Origin of the sequence: Labrys okinawensis, assembly GCF_047345005.1 — a bacterium.
In the GTDB taxonomy this organism is placed as follows: domain Bacteria; phylum Pseudomonadota; class Alphaproteobacteria; order Rhizobiales; family Labraceae; genus Labrys; species Labrys okinawensis.
The window spans coordinates 6,538,067-6,555,541 of the sequence record NZ_CP178864.1; the positions used below are offsets into that span (position 1 = coordinate 6,538,067).

The window sequence follows — 17,475 nt, forward strand, 5'->3', positions numbered from 1 at the left end:
CCTCAATCACACGTTCGGACGGAGCGAGCGAAAGTCGCCATCTCCGCCACCTCGCGGGTGAAATGCAAGCGCGAATGCCCTACATAGCGTCCAAAGCAAAATGCGCTCAGGCAGAAGCGAATGGAGAATTCAACTCGTTGGCTTCAGAAGCATTTTGCGATTCTTGCTGATTCGATCGGAAGATGGACCGCTCTATGACAACGCCTCTGCTCTTCGATCCCGCCGCTCTGGCGCAGCATCGCCGCCGCGCCGCCGCCCGTCCGGCCGATTTCCTGCTGCGCCACGCCGCCGAGGACATGGCAGACCGCCTCGCCGCCGTGCTGCGCCGCTTCGAGGCGGCGGCGGAGATCGGGCCCCTGTCGCCCCTGCTCGGCGAGACCCTGTTGCCCGCTCTCTCCGCCAGCTGGCAGCGCGCCGATATCGCCGATGAAGTGCTGCCACTCGCCCCGGATAGTATCGACCTTGCCCTCTCCGCCCTGTCGCTGCAATTCGTCAACGACCTGCCGGGCATGCTGAGCCAGATTCGCCGCGCGCTGAAGCCCGACGGCTTGCTGATGGCGGTGCTGGTGGGTGGCTCGAGCTTGAGCGAATTGCGCGAGGCCTTCTCGCAGGCCGAGCTCGAGGTCGAAGGAGGCGTCTCCCCCCGCGTTGCCCCTTTCGCCGACGTGCGCGACATGGGTGGCCTTCTGCAGCGCGCGGGCTTCGCCCTGCCGGTGGTCGACGGTGAAACCCTGACCGTGCGCTACGACAACGCCTTCGCCCTGATGGCGGACCTGCGCGCCATGGGCGCCACCAATGTCATGACGCAGCGCCGCAAGAGCTTCACGCGCCGCTCCACCCTGCTGCGCATGGCCGAGATCTACCAGGAACGCTTCTCCGATCCGGACGGCCGAATCCGCGCGACCTTCGAGCTGATCTGGATCTCAGGCTGGGTACCGCATGAGAGCCAGCAGAAGCCGCTGCAACCGGGCTCGGCAAAGACGAGGCTGGCGGATGCGCTGGGGGTGAAGGAGCATCGGGAGGAAGACTGAGGCCAGAGGTCAGCCATTCTTGTTTTTGATACCGAGCGCTGCCTCGAAATCCCGACCCTTTCCCAATATCTCCAATATTACGATGCGCTTATTCTCTTCATCAATGAAGTAAGAAATCGTCACCTGTCGGCGATAGAACGCAAGTCGTGTCCCAGGCCTCATCCCGGGTCGGACGATTCCACGTTGTGGAAACTGAGTAAGACCTCGGCAAAATTCTTCAATACCGAGAACAAAACTTCCGGCCGTTTTCGGCGCAACCGCCTTGGCTATGTGCTTGTAGATTGACAGGAGATCCGATCGCGCATTCAGTCTGAAGAAAATTTCATACCGCGTCGTCATGAGACGTTACTTGCGCAGCATGATAGGTTCTCAACTCCGCAAACACCTCGTCGGCAGAAATGACGTCGTCAGGGTTTTTCATGTAGTCGTCATAGGCGGCGTTGACTTGTTCAACAAGCCACTTCTCAACGGCCTCATCGCGCGCCCGAAGGCTGCGCAAACCATCGCGGATAACCTCACTTTCAGAGGCATACTCGCCCGATGCGACTTTTTCCTTCACCATATCAAGCATGTCGTGCGGCAATGTAATGCTTATTGCTTGGGTGGTGCGCATGACCCGCCTCCTCAATAAATTCGAACAAGGCATAATACCATGCGGCATGATTAAATCATACTGGCAGGACGGGCCGTTCTGAGTTCTCTACCTATCGCGCCGGCACTAGATCGATCAGCATCGGGATCAGCGGCTCGTCGGCGGGCGGCATGGGGTAGTCGCGCAACCTGGTCGGCAGCACCCATTTCACCGCCTGCCCCTCCTTGCCATGCGGCGTGCCCTGCCAGCGGCGGCAGATCCACAGCGGCATCAGCAGGGTGAAGTCCTCATAGGCGTGGCTGGCGAAGGTGAGCGGGGCGAGGCAGGGCTCCTCGACCTCGATGCCGAGTTCCTCGCGCAATTCGCGGATGAGGGTCTCTTCCGGCCGCTCGCCGGGTTCGAGCTTGCCGCCTGGAAATTCCCACAGGCCCGCCAGCGCCTTGCCTTCCGGGCGCTGCGAGATCAGCACGCGGCCGTCGGCATCGACGAGCGCGCAGGCGGCGACGAGAAGGAGGCGCCTGGTCACGAACGATAGTCGCCGTTGATCGCCACATATTCCTTGGTGAGGTCGCAGGTATAGACGCGGTCGCTCGCCGAACCGAGGCCGATATCGACGGCCACCGTGATCTCCTGGCCCTTCATATAGGTGGAGACCTTCTCTTCGTCATAAGTCGGGTCGCGTTCGCCCTCCACCGCGACACGGATGCCGCCGAAATAGATCGACAGCCGGTCACGATCTGCTTCTTCGCCGGCCTTGCCAACGGCCATGACGACACGGCCCCAATTGGCGTCCTCGCCAGCGATGGCCGTCTTGACCAGCGGCGAATTGGCGATCGACATGGCAATGCGGCGGGCCGCCTGCCTGGAGGTGGCGCCGCGCACGTCGACGGTGACGAACTTGCGCGCGCCCTCGCCGTCACGCGCGACCTGCTGGGCAAGGTCGAGCAGCAGGCCATCAAGCGCCTTGGCGAAGGCGGGCAGACGCGGATCGGAAGCCTCCGTCGCCGGCTTGCCGCCGGCCTTGCCGGTCGCGAACAGCAGGAGCGTGTCGGAGGTCGAGGTATCGCTATCGACCGTGACGGCGTTGAAGCTGTCGACGACGCCCTTGGCAAGCAGGTCCTGCAGCACGTCCTGCGCGATCGGGGCGTCGGTAAAAACGAAGGAGAGCATGGTCGCCATGTCGGGCGCGATCATGCCGGCGCCCTTGGCAATGCCGTTGATGGTGACCGTGGTGCCGCCGAAATCGACCGTGGCGGTAGCGCCCTTCGGAAAAGTGTCGGTGGTCATGATGGCGCGGCCTGCATCTTCGAAGGCGCCGGGAGAGACTCGGGCGGCGGTCTCGACCAGCACATCCTGGAATTTCGTGGCGTCGAGCGGCTCGCCAATCACACCGGTGGAGGCGAGATAGACCTGTGATGGCGCGCAGCCAGCGGCTTCGGCGGCGAGTTTCGCCGTCAAGGCGACGGCCTCGGCGCCCCTCTTGCCCGTGAAGGCGTTGGCATTGCCGGAATTAACCACGAGCGCCCGCGCCGTACCGTCCTTAAGGGCGGCGCGGCACCAGTCGACCGGTGCCGAGGGACATTTGGAGCGGGTGAAGACGCCGGCGGCCTGCGTGCCCTCGTCGAGCAGCACCAGCAGCACATCGGTGCGGCCCTTGTAGCGGATGCCCGCCTCGGCTGTTGCCAGCCTCACGCCGGCGATCGGCGGCAGATACGGGAAACGCGCGGGAGCGAGCGGGGACAGGGGCGCGGCCTTGGCCATGGCGGATACTCGGCAGGGACTATGGGATGGTGTGTCCTGGGATCGCAGGCTTGCCAGCTTGCTCTTCAATAGGCGGTGCTTCGAAGAGCAGGCTGAGAAGCCTGCGATCCCAGGAACGAATTATTGCGCGGGAGCGGGAGCAGGAGCTGGAGCCGGAGCCGGAGCCGGCTGGCTCTGCTCGTCCGGCTGGCCGGCGTCGGGCAACTGCATGTCGCCACCGGGGGCGGGAGCCGTGGCCGGCGCGGCGGAGGGCGGCGGCGCCACCACCTTTGCCTTGGCGCGCAGATCGGCGAAGAACTTCTGCTGAGCCTGCTGGGCCACGAAGTCGGCGAGCTGCGTCTTGTACTGGTCGAGGGAGGGCGGCTGCTGCCGACGGCGCTCTTCCAGCTTGATGATGTGATAGCCGAACTGCGTCTTCACCGGGTCGGAAACGTCACCCGGCTTCATGTTGAAGGCCGCGTCGGCGAATTCCTTGACCATGCGGTCCTTGGTGAACCAGCCCAGATCCCCACCCTGGTCGGCAGAACCCGGATCCTTGGAGACTTCCTTGGCGACCTTGGCGAAGTCCTCGCCGGCCTTCAGGCGGGCTTCGACCTTCTTGGCATCGTCCTCGCTGGCGACCAGGATGTGGCGGGCATGCACCTCGTCCTGCACCGGCATCTTCTGGACGATCTGCTCCTCATAGGCCTTCTTGATGGCCTCGTCCGTCACCGCGTCCTTGCTGACCTTGGCGACGAGCGCATCGATCAGGATGCGCTGGCGGTAGAAGGCAAGCTTCTTCTGCAGCGCGGCGTCGTCCAGGATCTTCTGCTTCTCAGCCTCGTTGGCGGCCAGGCGCAGGTTGATGGCAGCGTTGATGATCACGTCCTGGCGCTTGGCCGGCGAGAGCTGGGGCGACAGGTTCGGTCCGATCTCCTGTGCCACCGCTTCGAGGTCGTCCTGCGTGATCGGCTGTCCGTCGACCGAGATCTCGGGCGTCGCCGCCGGCGCTGCGGGAGCCGGCGCGGCAGCGGCCGGAGCCGGTGCGGGCTGGGCTGCAGGCTTGGTCGCATCCTGCGCGAAGGCAGGCGCGGCGGCGAGCGCCAGAGCGGCAACGCTGGCGAACAGGATCGCGGCGGGACGCGCGCGGCGGGTTAGGATCATGGGCAGGTTCCTTGACGAAAGAGGGGGCAAATCCGGTGCGGTGTCTCGTCCGGGCGGACGCTGTCTCAGCGACAAGCCCGCATTGTTCCCTATCCCGGACGAGCGCCTCGCAGCGCTGATAGGACAGGACAAAAGCCAGGTCAATGTCGCCTGCGAAATGGCGTTTCAAGCGGCCTTTTACGAAGGGCAGTCGTCAAAACTGTGACAGCCTGTTTCGGCCTGGTTTCCCTTGTCACGCAAAAGAGCGCTTCCTCATGGAGATTGTCACGGATTTTTCAGCGAAATGACGTGTCTGACCGATTTGTAAGGCGCCGGTTCGATTGACACCCCCACCCCCAATACTTAAGTGAGTCCGGCCAGCGAACCTTCGAACCGTGGTGCTGGCGTGGGGTCCCTCGCGGGGCTCTGGAACGTCCGGTTCACGAAATTTGTCTGGAGCGGCCTGCTCCCCGAGCGACGGAGATCCCCAAAGGGGGCTCGCCGTCATTCTCGTGCCACATCGCACTGCGATCGGGATAGGGCCGTCGCTGGAGCAAAACGCGTTTAAGCCCAAGCGCCGTTTTTCACCAGCTCTTTATTTCGACGCGTTTTTGCGGTTCTTACCGGTTCGGTCAGACTGAAGAACGCTCTTGGGGTGTCGCACGCGGCTCCCGATGGTTCGGATCATGGCGCCGCCCCGGCGCAAAAATTTGAAGGCCTTCTATGTTCGGCTCGCTCGCCAAGAAACTGTTCGGCTCCTCCAATGACCGCAGGCTCAAAGCCTACAATCCCAAGGTTGCCGCCATTAACGCCTTGGAGCCGGAAGTGGCGGCGCTGTCCGACGAGGCGCTACGCGCCCGCACAATGGAATTCAAGGCCCAGCTCGCCGCCGGCAAGAGCCTGAACGACATCCTGGTGCCCGCCTTCGCCACCGTGCGCGAGGCCGCCAAGCGCGTGCTGGGCCAGCGCCACTTCGACACCCAGCTGATCGGCGGCATGGTGTTGCATGAAGGCGCCATCGCCGAAATGAAGACCGGCGAGGGCAAGACGCTGGTGGCCACCGCCCCCGTCTACCTCAACGCGCTCGCCGGCAAGGGCGTGCATGTCGTCACCGTCAACGACTATCTCGCCCGGCGCGATTCCGAATGGATGGGCCGCATCTACCAGTTCCTCGGCCTCACCACCGGCGTGATCGTGCACGGCCTCTCCGACGAGGAACGCCACGCGGCCTATGCCTGCGACATCACCTACGGCACCAACAACGAATTCGGCTTCGACTATCTGCGCGACAACATGAAATATGACATGGCGCAGATGGTCCAGCGCGGCCACGCCTTCGCCATCGTCGACGAGGTCGACTCCATCCTGGTGGACGAGGCGCGCACGCCGCTGATCATTTCCGGCCCGCTGGAAGATCGGCCCGAGCTTTACATGACCATCGACGCGCTGATGCCCAGCCTCAGCAAGGAAGACTACGAGCTCGACGAGAAGCAGCGCACCGTCAACCTCACCGAGGAAGGCAACGAGCATGTCGAGCAGATGCTGGCCGGTTCCGGCCTCATGCGCGAAGGCTCGATGTATGATGCGGGCAATGTCACCATCGTCCATCACGTGAACCAGGCGCTTCGGGCCCACAAGCTGTTCACGCGCGACAAGGACTATATCGTCCGCAACGACGAAGTGGTGATCATCGACGAGTTCACCGGCCGCATGATGCCGGGCCGGCGCTATTCGGAAGGCCTGCACCAGGCCCTGGAAGCCAAGGAAAAGGTCACGATCCAGCCCGAGAACCAGACGCTGGCCTCGATCACCTTCCAGAACTATTTCCGCCTCTACGCCAAGCTTGCGGGCATGACCGGCACGGCCGCCACCGAGGCGGACGAGTTCATGGACATCTACAATCTCGAAGTGATCGAGATCCCGACCAACCGTCCGGTGCAGCGCCTCGACGACGACGACGAAGTCTATCGCTCGGTCGACGAGAAATACAAGGCGATCATCCGCCTGATCGAGGACTGCCGCAGGATCGGCCAGCCCCTGCTGGTGGGCACCACCTCGATCGAGAAGTCCGAGACGCTGGCGCAGTACCTGCTCAAGCAGGGCTACAAGCAGCGCGACTTCTCCGACCCCAACGCCTTCGCATCCCTCTATGACGGCGACCAGGGCACGGCCGAGGAGAAGGTCTTCGCGGTACTGAATGCCCGCTATCACGAGCAGGAAGCCTTCATCGTCAGCCAGGCCGGCGTACCCGGCGCCATCACCATCGCCACCAACATGGCGGGCCGCGGCACCGACATCCAGCTCGGCGGCAATGCGGACATGCGCATCAAGGTCGAGCTCGGCGACATTCCGGCCGGGCCGGAGCGCGATGAGGCAGAAACCAGGATCAGGACCCAGGTCGCTGGCCTGAAGGAGAAGGCAATCGCGGCCGGTGGTCTCTACATCATCGGCACGGAGCGCCACGAGAGCCGGCGCATCGACAACCAGCTGCGTGGCCGCTCCGGCCGCCAGGGTGACCCGGGCCATTCGCGCTTCTTCCTGTCGCTGCAGGATGACCTGATGCGCATCTTCGGCTCGGACCGCATGGACGGCATGCTCGCCAAGCTCGGCCTTAAGGAAGACGAGGCCATCGTGCATCCCTGGATCAACCGCGCGCTTGAAAAGGCGCAGCAGAAGGTCGAGGCGCGCAATTTCGATATCCGCAAGAACATCCTGAAATACGACAATGTGCTGAACGACCAGCGCAAGGAAATCTTCGAGCATCGCCGAGAATTGATGGCGCAGGAGTCGGTCGACGACTCGATTACCGACTTCCGACACCTCGTCATCGACGATCTCGTGCGCGCCCATGTGCCCGAGAACGCCTATCCCGAGCAGTGGGACACCAAGGGTCTGCACGTCGCGATCAATGATGTGCTGAACCTTGACCTGCCAGTCGAGGACTGGGCCAAGGAAGAAGGCATCGCCGAGGAAGAGCTGACCCATCGCATCACCGATGCAGCCGACAAACACGCCGAGGAGCGCACCACCGCCTTCACCCCGGAGGTGACGCGCCAGGTCGAGAAGGCGGTGCTGCTGCAGACGCTGGACAATCTCTGGCGCGAGCACATCGTCACGCTCGACCATCTGCGCCAGGTCATCGGCCTGCGCTCCATGGCCCAGCGCGATCCGCTGATCGAATACAAGTCGGAAGGCTATCAGCTCTTCTCGGACCTGATGCAACGCTGGCGCGAGGATGTCACCCGTACGATGTTCCGCCTGCAGGTGATGCCCCAGGAGCCGGAACTGCCGCAGATGTACGGCCAGCACATCGATCCCCTCACCGGAGAGGACGAGTTCGCATCAGCCGGCGCCGGCTTCCCGCCCTCGCAGCTCAGCGCGCCGATCGCCGTCGGCGAAAGGGCGGGCATGACGTCAGTGGCGCCCGAGACCCGCGATCCGAACGATCCCTCGACCTGGGGCCGCATCGGCCGCAACGAGGCCTGCCCCTGCGGCTCGGGCAAGAAATTCAAGCACTGCCACGGTCAGTTCGTGTGAGGGTGGGAAACGCGGACAGCGCGAACCAACTGTCCGGTACGACTATGCTGGCCGGCGCGCGCTGACCGGGTTTCGACATGTCTTTGCGATTCTTGCCGATTCCGGCGAATTGGAAAGCGCAGCAGAGCATAATGGCCTTAGACCCGGTCACCAACGAGGCAGGAGAGGCTGTCATCCCCGGCGCGCGTAGCGCGGGAAGGGGATCCAGGGGCCACGAGTGATACCCTTTAGCCCCTGGATCCCCTTCCTTTCGCCCTCTCTCGCCGTCACAAGCAAGAGCTTGTGACGCGCTCGCGAGTGGCTCAACCGGGGATGACAGCGCGCTAATTCTCTAACGATCCACAAGCGTCGGACTCTCTCGCCTCCGCCGCCTTCTCACCGCCATAGCCAAGCGCTCGCGTTCCCACGCCCTTTCCGGCTGGGTTGATGAGGAGACCGGGCGATGGCGGCTGCGGGGCAGCCGTGAAAGCAGGATCATGGAAGATGGCAGGCCGCCTTGTCGGTGCCAGACGCCATCGCCCCGTTCCGGCGGCCCGGCACGCTGACAAGGCGCGCAAGGCCACCTGTTTTTCCGCCTTGTGAGGGCAGAGGCGAGCCGGGAGCGGATGGCACGGACCATCCGAACCCGGCCCAGCCGGCTCGGCAAAGGGGCCGAGCGACGTCCGTCCTGGCCGGACGGTGGCATCAGCCCTCTTCACCGCATCGGCGGGAGGAGGGACGAAGGCGTTGCAAGGCTCAAGCCCTTCACGCTCCATCCAGGGATCCAGGGCACTTCCATGGGGTGCCGATCCCGTCTGTCCCGCTCGTCACCCCTGGAGGCCGGCTTCGAAGGAAGCAGGACCGCCGCGCGCCAATCACTTGGACAGGCTGTAGGGGTGGATGGAGGCGTTCGGGGCCGGGTTGTACAGACGCCGGCCGCTGACGCCTCATTCCGTTACGGAATAAAGCACGAGAACGAACGAAAGTCAATATTCGTTCTCTTTGTGTGCTGCGACCAACGGCGTGTATCACCGGAGGGAAGGCTGCCAGGCGGAGTGTTGTCGATTTATCCGGTCGCCGACTAGCGGTTTGACCGGCTAGCTCGGGGATCGTTCAAGAATGAGTGCTTCAAGCGCCGCGCCTCTCCTGCAATCCCAATACCCGCATTCCGATTCACTGATTCTTTAACGGCCCCTAGAGCGCGATGGCATTAGGTTGATCGCTGGGCCGTCATTCCGGACGACTTAAGGGAGATCCGGAATTCATGAACACTGCCCTTTGAAGTTGGTGTTCATGGATTCCGGCGTTCCCACTCACAAGCACAGCTTGTGAGGATACGCTTCAACCGGAATGACGGCCCCAGCAATCAGTGATCCAACATAATGCCATTACGCTCTAGCCACCATCAGCTAGCCGTTGGGCCACGCGATTGTGCAGCACGACAAAGAATCCCGACTGCGCGAGGGTGAAATTGGGCTTTTCTGCTGGCTTGCCCGCATCCGCCCGAAGGCGCTCGAGCAGGGCGATGGCGTCTTCCCGCTTCTGACTGCGAGCATGACGCTCCAGTGCTTCTTCCATCGCACTGGCTTGCAGCCCTGAAAACCCCGCCCTGGCGACGATGTCGGGCCACGTCCTCTCCTTGAAATGAATCTGCTGGGCCGCCTGGAGCAGCCGCTCGCCCTCATGCAGAGACAAGACGTTGACCGATCTCATGTCTTGCAACGTGACCTCGACATCGACAAGGGCAATGCTGAGAGGTGCATAGCCGAATTCCGCCGGTGCATGCGCCACCCCGACATCCGCATCCGCCACACGCCGGCCGCTGGCATAATCCTCGAAGATCCGCCCAACCCCGATCATACCGTAGGCGGCACACTCGGCCCCGCGCAGAGCCCCCATGCTTGCCGCGCCATAGACGCGAATGCCGCAGCTGATGGCATAGAGAATCTCCTTGTGCCACACGGAGGGAGCGTGGTCGAAAACGCCATCGATCAGCCCGATAGCGTCCGCACCCTGCATGGCGGCGGCAAGTAAGTCTCCACAACCGGCCGGAGGGCGAACCTCGAACCCGTGCAGCAATTCGGGAGCGACACCGTGGAGGCTTGGGCCTGTGAAGAGGATGGAAGTCATGGCATATCCTCGGCGGCTTTCGGCGCGGCACTCTGATCGGTGCGCTTCGCAGCATCGGGTACCGCGTAGGTCACAGCGCCGATACTGGCGATCACAACGCATGCAATGCCCAATGTCTGCTGCATGCTGAGGGCTTGTTGCAAAATGACAAACCCAGCCAATGCGGCAACCGCCGGCTCTAGGCTTGCCAGAATACCGAAGGTGGCCGAAGGCAATCGCCTGAGAACGACGACTTCCATCGCATAGGGGAGCAACGGCGTCAGGATAGCTAGTCCTGCCGCCTTGCTCAGCAGATCACCTGCCGGCGGAAGGCCGCTCTCAACCAGCCCGATGGGTATGGTGATGAATGCGGCGGTTATGAAGGAAATCGCGAGCCCTTCGAGCCCTTGAAATACCGATCCTATCCGCTTCATCAATATAATAAAAAGCGCCCAGCAAATTGCTCCCAGAAAGGCGAGCGCTATGCCAAGAGGATCAGCGCTCCAGCCTTGGCTGGTCCTCACGAGCAATAACACACCAGCTAGTGCAATGACGGGCCAGGTCAAGCGCCAACTTCGCCTCAAACCAAACGCAGCGACGCTCAGCGGACCAAGAAAATCGATCGCAACCACAAGACCCAACGGTACTCGGGCGATTGCGGCGTACACCGTTAGCATCATTGTTCCGATTGTTGCTCCCAGCAAAAGAGCCGCAATCCATTGGGTCTTACTATAGGTATGAACTTTTGGACGCGCGATGATCGAAAGAATCAAGGCTGCCCAGCCTATCCGTTCGGAGGTGGTTGCAAGAGCGCCGTAACTATCCATCACCGGCCTTGAAAGTGCCGCGCCAAGTTGCTTTGAAGCAATGGCTACTAACGCCATCACAACGGCGAGCATAATCTGCGAACTCGTCCACATCCTATCGTGATTTTTGTCGCCTCGTTGATCCTGCAAAATATCCCGCCGATCCGCTTAACCTTCAAGCATGAATTCAAATAAGTATCTTAGTTTTCACGCAGGAAAGTTGGCCTCCCAATAAAACTTCGAGTTACCTTGCTACTAATGTCCAAACACTCGTAATCTTGGAACTAAAGCACGAACAACGTGTACGCCTTTCACTGGGCCGGGAAGGTCAAAAAAATATACATCGGCGCACCCCGCGCTTCCAAGGCACTCAGCAACAAAGTCCAGTTTTTCCGCAACGGACATACCTGATTCAGAGGTGCATTGTGCCGTGCAAACGGCAAGCGGTATGGCTTCACTTGCCGAGGAGGGAAGCGTAGCGCCAGCCTCCTCGTATTCGGTTTCCGCCAAATCGTCCCGTGAGCCCGCGATATTGGTCAAACGGGACTGAGCGGCCTCAAGCAGCGCAGCCAAAGTGGCTTCACCTATTGTCATCCGGCAGGCATAGCCTCCCGAAAGACGCTCCCCGGCCCCTTGCACGTGCAGTATTGGTCTGGCGATAACCGCTGCGACCACAGGCAATCCAAATCTATTGGGAATCTCAAAAAAACTCGGCTCTAGGCCGGCTAGCCGAACCTTATCTACGGCCTCGTCTAAGCCAGCGTGGCAACCTCTTTGCCATCTTATGAGGCGAGAATTATTAGGCTGAAATCCATCCTGCTCCACTGCGAAGGTGGCATCACGTTCGACAAGTTCAAGGAGGGCTGCAAGAGCAGCGAAATAAAAATTCGGCCCGGCCGCCAGTCCACTCGATCCGACGCTGAAAACATCGTAATCCCACGGAAACTCGACACGCATATCAAGGCCGATAAGCTCATACGGCGCGAAAATCGGCTCCCCGGTTCCATAGCATTGTCCGCGCACCCAAGCTCGCTGACAGGTCGGATCGAAGGCCGCATAATCACACCGATCAAGCCGGTCAAGCGGAACCAGTTTTTTCCCCCTGGAAGTCATCTCAGCCGGAGTGCCAAATTCCGCCACCAGTTGACTGGTTTGTTCGGCCACAGCGCCTTCGACAGACTCCATAATCGCCGAGATGCGGGCCTGCTCGTGCGTGAGTCCTTTCCCTTGGCTCAATGACAGCGTTCGGGAATTGGGACGTACCGCGAACCACACAGGGATCCCGATGACATCGAGGTCCGTCAAATCGCCGGCTCGGGTGATCCCGAATGGCGCAAGCGGCGGAGAAAAGGAAGAAAACTTGTTGTTTTCGCTCACTTCTCTCGAGGAATGTGAACTTGCGCCATCCATTTAGGGACTCTATCAGACCGAAACCTAACTCAGTTGACGGTCAGTAGACCGCAGCGGACTGCACTATAGGTCGCCACGCACCGCCGCTTCAAGATTCTTACGAGCCGTCGTGACACCGACGACTGGAAACCGGTACTGAGCCTTGGCTTCAATTGGTGGCCTCTTATACGTTGCCTTGGCTTCTACTGGCGGCATCTTATATGTCGCCTTGGCTTCTACTGGTGGCATTTTGTAGGTTGCTTTTGCTTCGACTGGCATTTACTTTGTTCCCGTTATTTGGAGCCAATTTAATTGCGCGTTTTCGTCGGCAGTGCCCAATACCGCACTCGACCCTGCCAAGGGTTACTATGAGCCGTCATAGGAAAATAGCAAGCGCCAACGCATCTGTAACTAAAATAGAAAATTGATCTATCGCTTTTAACAAAATGACAAGTATCAGAGCCCTTATCAGCAAAAATAAGTTTCCAACACCGGAAACTTTTGATCGCCTCGGTGGACGAAAGGCGGATTTGGACGACTTTTTCTCTTTGACAGGATACGCGACACTTGCGCCATTCGTTGCTGCTACATTGTTCAAGTGACTGTCGAAATGGGCACTATTGGTGTCGACGCGTCTAGATATCTGCGCGTGCGCTCTTTCCAAGTTCCAAGCCACCGCCAGAATGCGGACAGGACGCATCTTCGACTGCACCCTCGTGTTGGCCGGCATCCGCTGGGCTGCTTCCATCTCGATTGACATTTGTCCTGCCCCCTTTATCAGGCGCGCTCGAGAAAAGAATTATACTATATCTATGAGCTTATATATTAGATATACTTCACACTATACGCGTATGTATCGTCAGAAAGTTGCCAAGCACCATTCACAGCACCTCGACATCTTCCGGACTTCGGAGAATTAAGACGGCCTCACCATTCTACAGGAAATTCGCATCAAACCTCAACAGTATCATTGACACAAAGAGGCGAACGGAGCTTAGATAAACAATAAATGATAATAAAAGTAAACTTTAGATATTATTTATACTAGTGAAATACAGAAAATATACAACATTATATTACCAATCACATCTAAAGCTATAATTCTACTAAAACAGAACGCATAATTGATGCAACAAAGCTACAAATCCAAAACGAATTTCATAACCTAGAACTCCAGCCCCTTAGTAGAGTATCGATGTCATCAGCCTGAAACTGCGAAATATCGTCTTCAAAAGCGACCTTCAGGCGCGGCACGAGTGCCCGCACCACATGAACCCCTGCAACACCAGTAGGCAGATCGAAGAAAAATATCTTACCATAGCCGGACTTACAAAGTTCCTTGATGACAACCGAAAGTTGTTCGTCCTTTGTGAGACTCATATTCCTTGCATACTTCTTCATGCAGGAAGATAGAAGGGGCGCGCCGTCCTTCACAGGGAGATCAACCGAGGGAGCCACTTCATATTGGGACGCGTCCATGTCGTCACGCGCGCCGGAAATATTTGTGAGCCGGGATTGAACGGCCTCCAACAAGGCTGCAAGAGCCGCGTCTCCCGCGTCAAGGCGGCAGGCATGGCCGCCCGAAAGACGCTCCCCGCCCCCACTACCTCCCAGCACCGGCCTTGTTACGACGGCGGCCACGACCGGCAGAGCGATATCGCAGGCCAATTCGAAGAAGCGCGGCTCCAGCCCGGCCGCCCTCACCTTGCCGACGGCCTCGTCCAACCCCTGGTGTAAATCTGGCTCGTAGCGCAGAGGTCGCGCATAGATGCTGTTAACCCCTATCAGTTCCACGAGCGAGTTAGCGTGCCGTTCGATAAGCTCCAGCAGGGCGGCGAGAGCCGCAAAGGATAAACTTGGCCCCGCTGCAAGCCCGTTCGAGCATACTTTGAACCCCCTATAGTCCCATGGGAAACTGGAGCGCATGTCGAGCCCAACGAGTTCATATGGTGCCAGCACAGTCTCGCCAGTCTCCTGATCGAAACCGGGAACCCAGGCCCGCTCCTTGCCGAGGTCGAGCGACGTGAACTTGCATCGGGACATATTACGCAACGGAATGATCGGCGCGCCTCTTTCCATCATCTGCCGAAGAGATCCGAATGTATTGATCAATGGGCGCGTCTGTTGCGCGACCGCCCCCTCCACGGATTCCATAATGGCCGAGATACGCGCCTGCTCGTGTGTGAGGCCCTTGCCCTGGCTCACAGATAGGGTGCGGGAATTCGGTCTCACCGCGAACCACACTGGAATCCCGATCGTATCCAGACTTGTCAGATCTCCAACGCGGGTGATGCCAAATGGCTCAAGGGGAAAGGAAAAGGAGGCGGGCTCGGCGCTCGCCTCCTCCCGATTCGTCACCCTTTCTTCAACAAGGGGAAGTTGCGGAGCGGGCCGCATTACTTGTCGGTGTCATCCGACAGAACGGCACGTTGCAGACCCTCGCCCTCCTCGCCCATCAACTGGCGCAGCGCCGCCCCGATGGGAGGATAGATCATGGCATTGGTATGCATGGCTTGTGTGTTCATCGCGTGCGCGGTCGTCATCGCCTGCGCCGTGGTCATAGCCTGGGCGGTAGCCATCGCCTGCGCAGTGGCCATAGCCTGGGCCTGCGCCTGAGCCATGGCTTGAGCCTGCGCGGTGGCCATCGCCTGAGCTTCCGCGGTGGCCATCGCCTGAGGATCGGCTGCCGCATTGGCCCGAGCGGAGAATGCAAAGTCCACGTCCGTGAGCTGCACTCCGGCTTGTACCAGCGACTCTACCCCGGCCGCCCTGCTCGTGTCCGTCGTCCCATCCGTTCCATCGCGGATATCGCTGACGAGGCGCCACAGAGAGGCGGCAATCTTGGCATAGCCATCGCCACCTGTCACAGCACTGTATTTCTGGATTTCCTCATCACTTATCTCGACGACACGCAGCGGCTGCGTTCTGATCAGAAGGACACCACTTCCACGCTCGCCGATAACATACATACGTCCATCAGACATTCTGCTTCCCCTCGCCAGGCTTTAACAACAACTCGATAGTTTATGGCTTTATCTATACTTTCCACCGCACTCGTACTTAGTCCAACCCCGCAAGCTTGAAGCCCTTCGCAAAGAGCTCGACGTCTTCCCTTCGCCTGTCGGGGGCGAGTTGAGCCATCTCCATGGCCGTAGTGCCCGGATACATGTCACGTAGGCGATTGCCATAGTGCCGCGCGATATCGCTATTCCCCAGCAACCCATGGCAGGCCGCAAGTACGCGCAGAACTGCTTCGTCGCTCTTCATATTCTTGCACAGATCGATACCGGTGGCGAAATCCCTACGTCGTACGGCAATGGTTGCGCCGTACCACCAATAGTAATCCGGAGGGAACGGATTCAGCTCAAGCGACCTCTGGAAGCGTTCCCAGCCGGCGTCCGCTTGGCCGATATGGGACAGGGCATCCCCGTGATGGGCGAGCAGATCGGCGGAATGGGGATTGAGCGTCTCCGCTTCCATGAACTTCTGCGCGGAATAATCGAAATCACGCTGATAAAGGGCCACGACAGCCGCCATCCAATGGCCACCGCCATTGCCGGCATCGATCTCGATGGCAATTTCCGCTTCCCGCTTAGCTTGGTTGAGGAGATAGGGATCGCTGCCACCGAGCATCAGCCACTCGAGAATCAGGGTCTGTGCGATGCGGGCATGGGAAGGCGAAAACTCATTGTCCTCCTGGACAGCCGTCTTGAATTCCGACCTCGCCCGCCGCAGCCTTGGCAGATCGCAGTCTCTGAGCCTATCCTGCCCTTCCAGGTAGTGACGATAAGCGAGCGGCTTGGGATCCGCCCGCATACGTTCCAGCTGGTCTCTCTCGATCTCACTGGCCAGGGTCGACGCGATCTGCCGTGAGATCAGGCGGAACGCCATCGGTAGCTTCTCCAAGGCCACCGGATACTCCGCAGCCCAGATGATCTCATGCCCCGGCTGGCGTATCAGCCTGAGCGCCATCTGCCCTCCGCTAGGTACCATGAACCCGGAAATCAGGTAACCGCTGCGCAGAGCCGCCATACGATCGCTGTCGAAGGCCTCCGCCACACCGAAGCTGCTGTGTGGGGCAACCACGGCAAAGGTGCGGTGCCGCGACAGGTCGTTGGCGACATCCTCGATCAGCGCGCGGTGCAGCGGATCCAGTATCTGCCCGGGAAGGGGCTTGGGAGGAAAGAGGGCAACGCGCGGCAGACCAGCCATGCTGCGCACGGCGGAGATTTCCCGCACGGCTTGACTTGGAACGGCGGCTTCCCGATCGGACACAATCTGAAGGCGGGCCCTCGGCGCGCTGGCCTGGATACGGCGAACCGCCGCCAGGGTCTCTGGCCGCGGTTCGGCGTCGAACTCGCGACGCAGCATCTCGATCAACGCGGCATAGGTGCGGTTCACCGCCTCGATATTGCCATTGCGGCCGTAGGCCTCCATCAAGGCTCGAAACGTCTCCTCGCGCTCCGGCTCCAAGGCCAGCATGCATTCGCCGATCTTGTCGATCTCGCGTTCCTGCGCCCGGCCAAAGCGCGTCATCTCCACCAGCACGTCGGCGGCAAGTGTCAGCACCAGGCGGCGGAAGCGCTCGCGCTCGCCGCGGAACCATTGCGACAATTCCGCACCGCCGGTATCGATGGTATCGAGGAGATCGCCCTTGGCCAGCAGCACCCCTGACAACCGTTCGGCCAGCACGGCCGATTTCTGGTGCATCAGGATGGTGGCAAGGTCGCTGCGCTCGGCGCCGGGACCCGCCGTCAGATGGGGGCCGTTGGTCTCTACCAGCACCTCCTCATGCGGCCAGCAGCGGTTGATGCGCACCAGGAGCTGACGAAGATTGGTCAGCGCCTTTTCCTCGGGGGCATCGTCCCACAGCAGCGAGGCAATCGCCTGCCGGCTCATCCGGCGGCTGCCCGCGAGCAGGAGCATCGTGACGAGGACATAACCCTTGGCCGGAAACACTCCCTCCGTGGCAATGGCCACATGGGGGATTCCGACCAAATGAATAGCGATATCGCGCTCAGCGTTCATGCAACGATCTCCGGGCTCCCGAAGGCAGCCTCGAGGTTGTCAAAGCCAACCTGCCTTCTGCGAGATCTGGCGCCGTTTAAACGCACGCCCACCACGCGGCAGGAAGAATATACGAACTGCG

The 17,475-nt window shown here is 60.4% G+C and carries 16 protein-coding genes; 3 read left to right on the plus strand and 13 right to left on the minus strand.

The genetic code is table 11. The features are described from left to right. Window positions 1–182 precede the first annotated feature (182 nt). Window positions 183–1,031: a methyltransferase domain-containing protein gene (locus tag ACMDCR_RS30340; RefSeq protein ID WP_413990178.1), complete on the plus strand. Its 849-nt coding sequence runs from the start codon at window positions 183–185 to the stop codon at window positions 1,029–1,031. A 9-nt stretch (window positions 1,032–1,040) separates the two neighbouring features. Here ACMDCR_RS30340 and ACMDCR_RS30345 read toward each other — a convergent pair whose 3' ends face one another. The 5 genes from ACMDCR_RS30345 to ACMDCR_RS30365 form a co-directional block, all read right to left on the minus strand. Beyond that, window positions 1,041–1,370: a type II toxin-antitoxin system RelE/ParE family toxin gene (locus ACMDCR_RS30345; protein ID WP_413990179.1), complete on the minus strand. Its 330-nt coding sequence runs from the start codon at window positions 1,368–1,370 to the stop codon at window positions 1,041–1,043. Next, on the minus strand, window positions 1,354–1,644 hold the full coding sequence (locus ACMDCR_RS30350) for a type II toxin-antitoxin system ParD family antitoxin (protein ID WP_413990180.1): 291 nt from the start codon (window positions 1,642–1,644) through the stop codon (window positions 1,354–1,356). Before ACMDCR_RS30350 ends, ACMDCR_RS30345 begins: the two co-directional genes overlap by 17 nt. 91 nt (window positions 1,645–1,735) lie before the next feature. Continuing rightward, the gene (gene mutT, locus ACMDCR_RS30355; RefSeq protein ID WP_413990181.1) at window positions 1,736–2,149 is read right to left on the minus strand and encodes an 8-oxo-dGTP diphosphatase MutT; all 414 of its coding nucleotides are present in this window, start codon (window positions 2,147–2,149) and stop codon (window positions 1,736–1,738) included. Next, complete coding sequence (gene argJ / locus ACMDCR_RS30360; protein ID WP_413990182.1) at window positions 2,146–3,384, minus strand: bifunctional glutamate N-acetyltransferase/amino-acid acetyltransferase ArgJ; 1,239 nt, start codon at window positions 3,382–3,384, stop codon at window positions 2,146–2,148. The genes mutT and argJ overlap by 4 nt, the downstream gene beginning before the upstream one ends. 120 nt (window positions 3,385–3,504) lie before the next feature. Next, entirely contained in the window at window positions 3,505–4,527 is a 1,023-nt protein-coding gene (locus ACMDCR_RS30365; protein WP_413990183.1) for a peptidylprolyl isomerase, read from the minus strand. Here ACMDCR_RS30365 and ACMDCR_RS30370 point away from each other — a divergent pair. Beyond that, window positions 4,526–4,732, plus strand: coding sequence for a hypothetical protein (locus tag ACMDCR_RS30370; protein WP_413990184.1), 207 nt, complete (start codon window positions 4,526–4,528; stop codon window positions 4,730–4,732). The two genes, ACMDCR_RS30365 and ACMDCR_RS30370, sit on opposite strands and share 2 nt — an antisense overlap. A gap of 497 nt (window positions 4,733–5,229) precedes the next feature. After that, window positions 5,230–8,043, plus strand: coding sequence for a preprotein translocase subunit SecA (secA, locus tag ACMDCR_RS30375; RefSeq protein WP_413990185.1), 2,814 nt, complete (start codon window positions 5,230–5,232; stop codon window positions 8,041–8,043). 1,374 nt (window positions 8,044–9,417) lie between these two features. Here the strand turns inward: secA and ACMDCR_RS30380 are convergent. The 8 genes from ACMDCR_RS30380 to ACMDCR_RS30415 all read right to left on the minus strand — a co-directional run bounded on the left by ACMDCR_RS30380 (window position 9,418) and on the right by ACMDCR_RS30415 (window position 17,354). Continuing rightward, window positions 9,418–10,152: a TfuA-like protein gene (locus ACMDCR_RS30380; protein ID WP_413990186.1), complete on the minus strand. Its 735-nt coding sequence runs from the start codon at window positions 10,150–10,152 to the stop codon at window positions 9,418–9,420. After that, a complete protein-coding gene (locus ACMDCR_RS30385; protein WP_413990187.1) occupies window positions 10,149–11,030 on the minus strand; it encodes an EamA family transporter in 882 nt (293 codons plus the stop codon). The genes ACMDCR_RS30380 and ACMDCR_RS30385 overlap by 4 nt, the downstream gene beginning before the upstream one ends. Window positions 11,031–11,192: 162 nt before the next feature. Then, window positions 11,193–12,347, minus strand: coding sequence for a YcaO-like family protein (locus ACMDCR_RS30390; protein WP_413990188.1), 1,155 nt, complete (start codon window positions 12,345–12,347; stop codon window positions 11,193–11,195). Window positions 12,348–12,410: 63 nt separating this feature from the next. Further along, the gene (locus ACMDCR_RS30395) at window positions 12,411–12,605 is read right to left on the minus strand and encodes a hypothetical protein (RefSeq protein ID WP_413990189.1); all 195 of its coding nucleotides are present in this window, start codon (window positions 12,603–12,605) and stop codon (window positions 12,411–12,413) included. A 97-nt stretch (window positions 12,606–12,702) separates the two neighbouring features. Further along, window positions 12,703–13,086 (minus strand): hypothetical protein, encoded by a 384-nt coding sequence (locus tag ACMDCR_RS30400; protein ID WP_413990190.1) that lies wholly within the window; start codon window positions 13,084–13,086, stop codon window positions 12,703–12,705. A 398-nt stretch (window positions 13,087–13,484) separates the two neighbouring features. Beyond that, on the minus strand, window positions 13,485–14,684 hold the full coding sequence (locus ACMDCR_RS30405) for a YcaO-like family protein (protein WP_413990191.1): 1,200 nt from the start codon (window positions 14,682–14,684) through the stop codon (window positions 13,485–13,487). A 38-nt stretch (window positions 14,685–14,722) separates the two neighbouring features. Then, window positions 14,723–15,310, minus strand: a complete 588-nt coding sequence (locus ACMDCR_RS30410) for a hypothetical protein (RefSeq protein WP_413990192.1) — start codon at window positions 15,308–15,310, stop codon at window positions 14,723–14,725. 76 nt (window positions 15,311–15,386) lie between these two features. Beyond that, on the minus strand, window positions 15,387–17,354 hold the full coding sequence (locus ACMDCR_RS30415) for a BTAD domain-containing putative transcriptional regulator (protein ID WP_413990193.1): 1,968 nt from the start codon (window positions 17,352–17,354) through the stop codon (window positions 15,387–15,389). Window positions 17,355–17,475 lie beyond the last annotated feature (121 nt).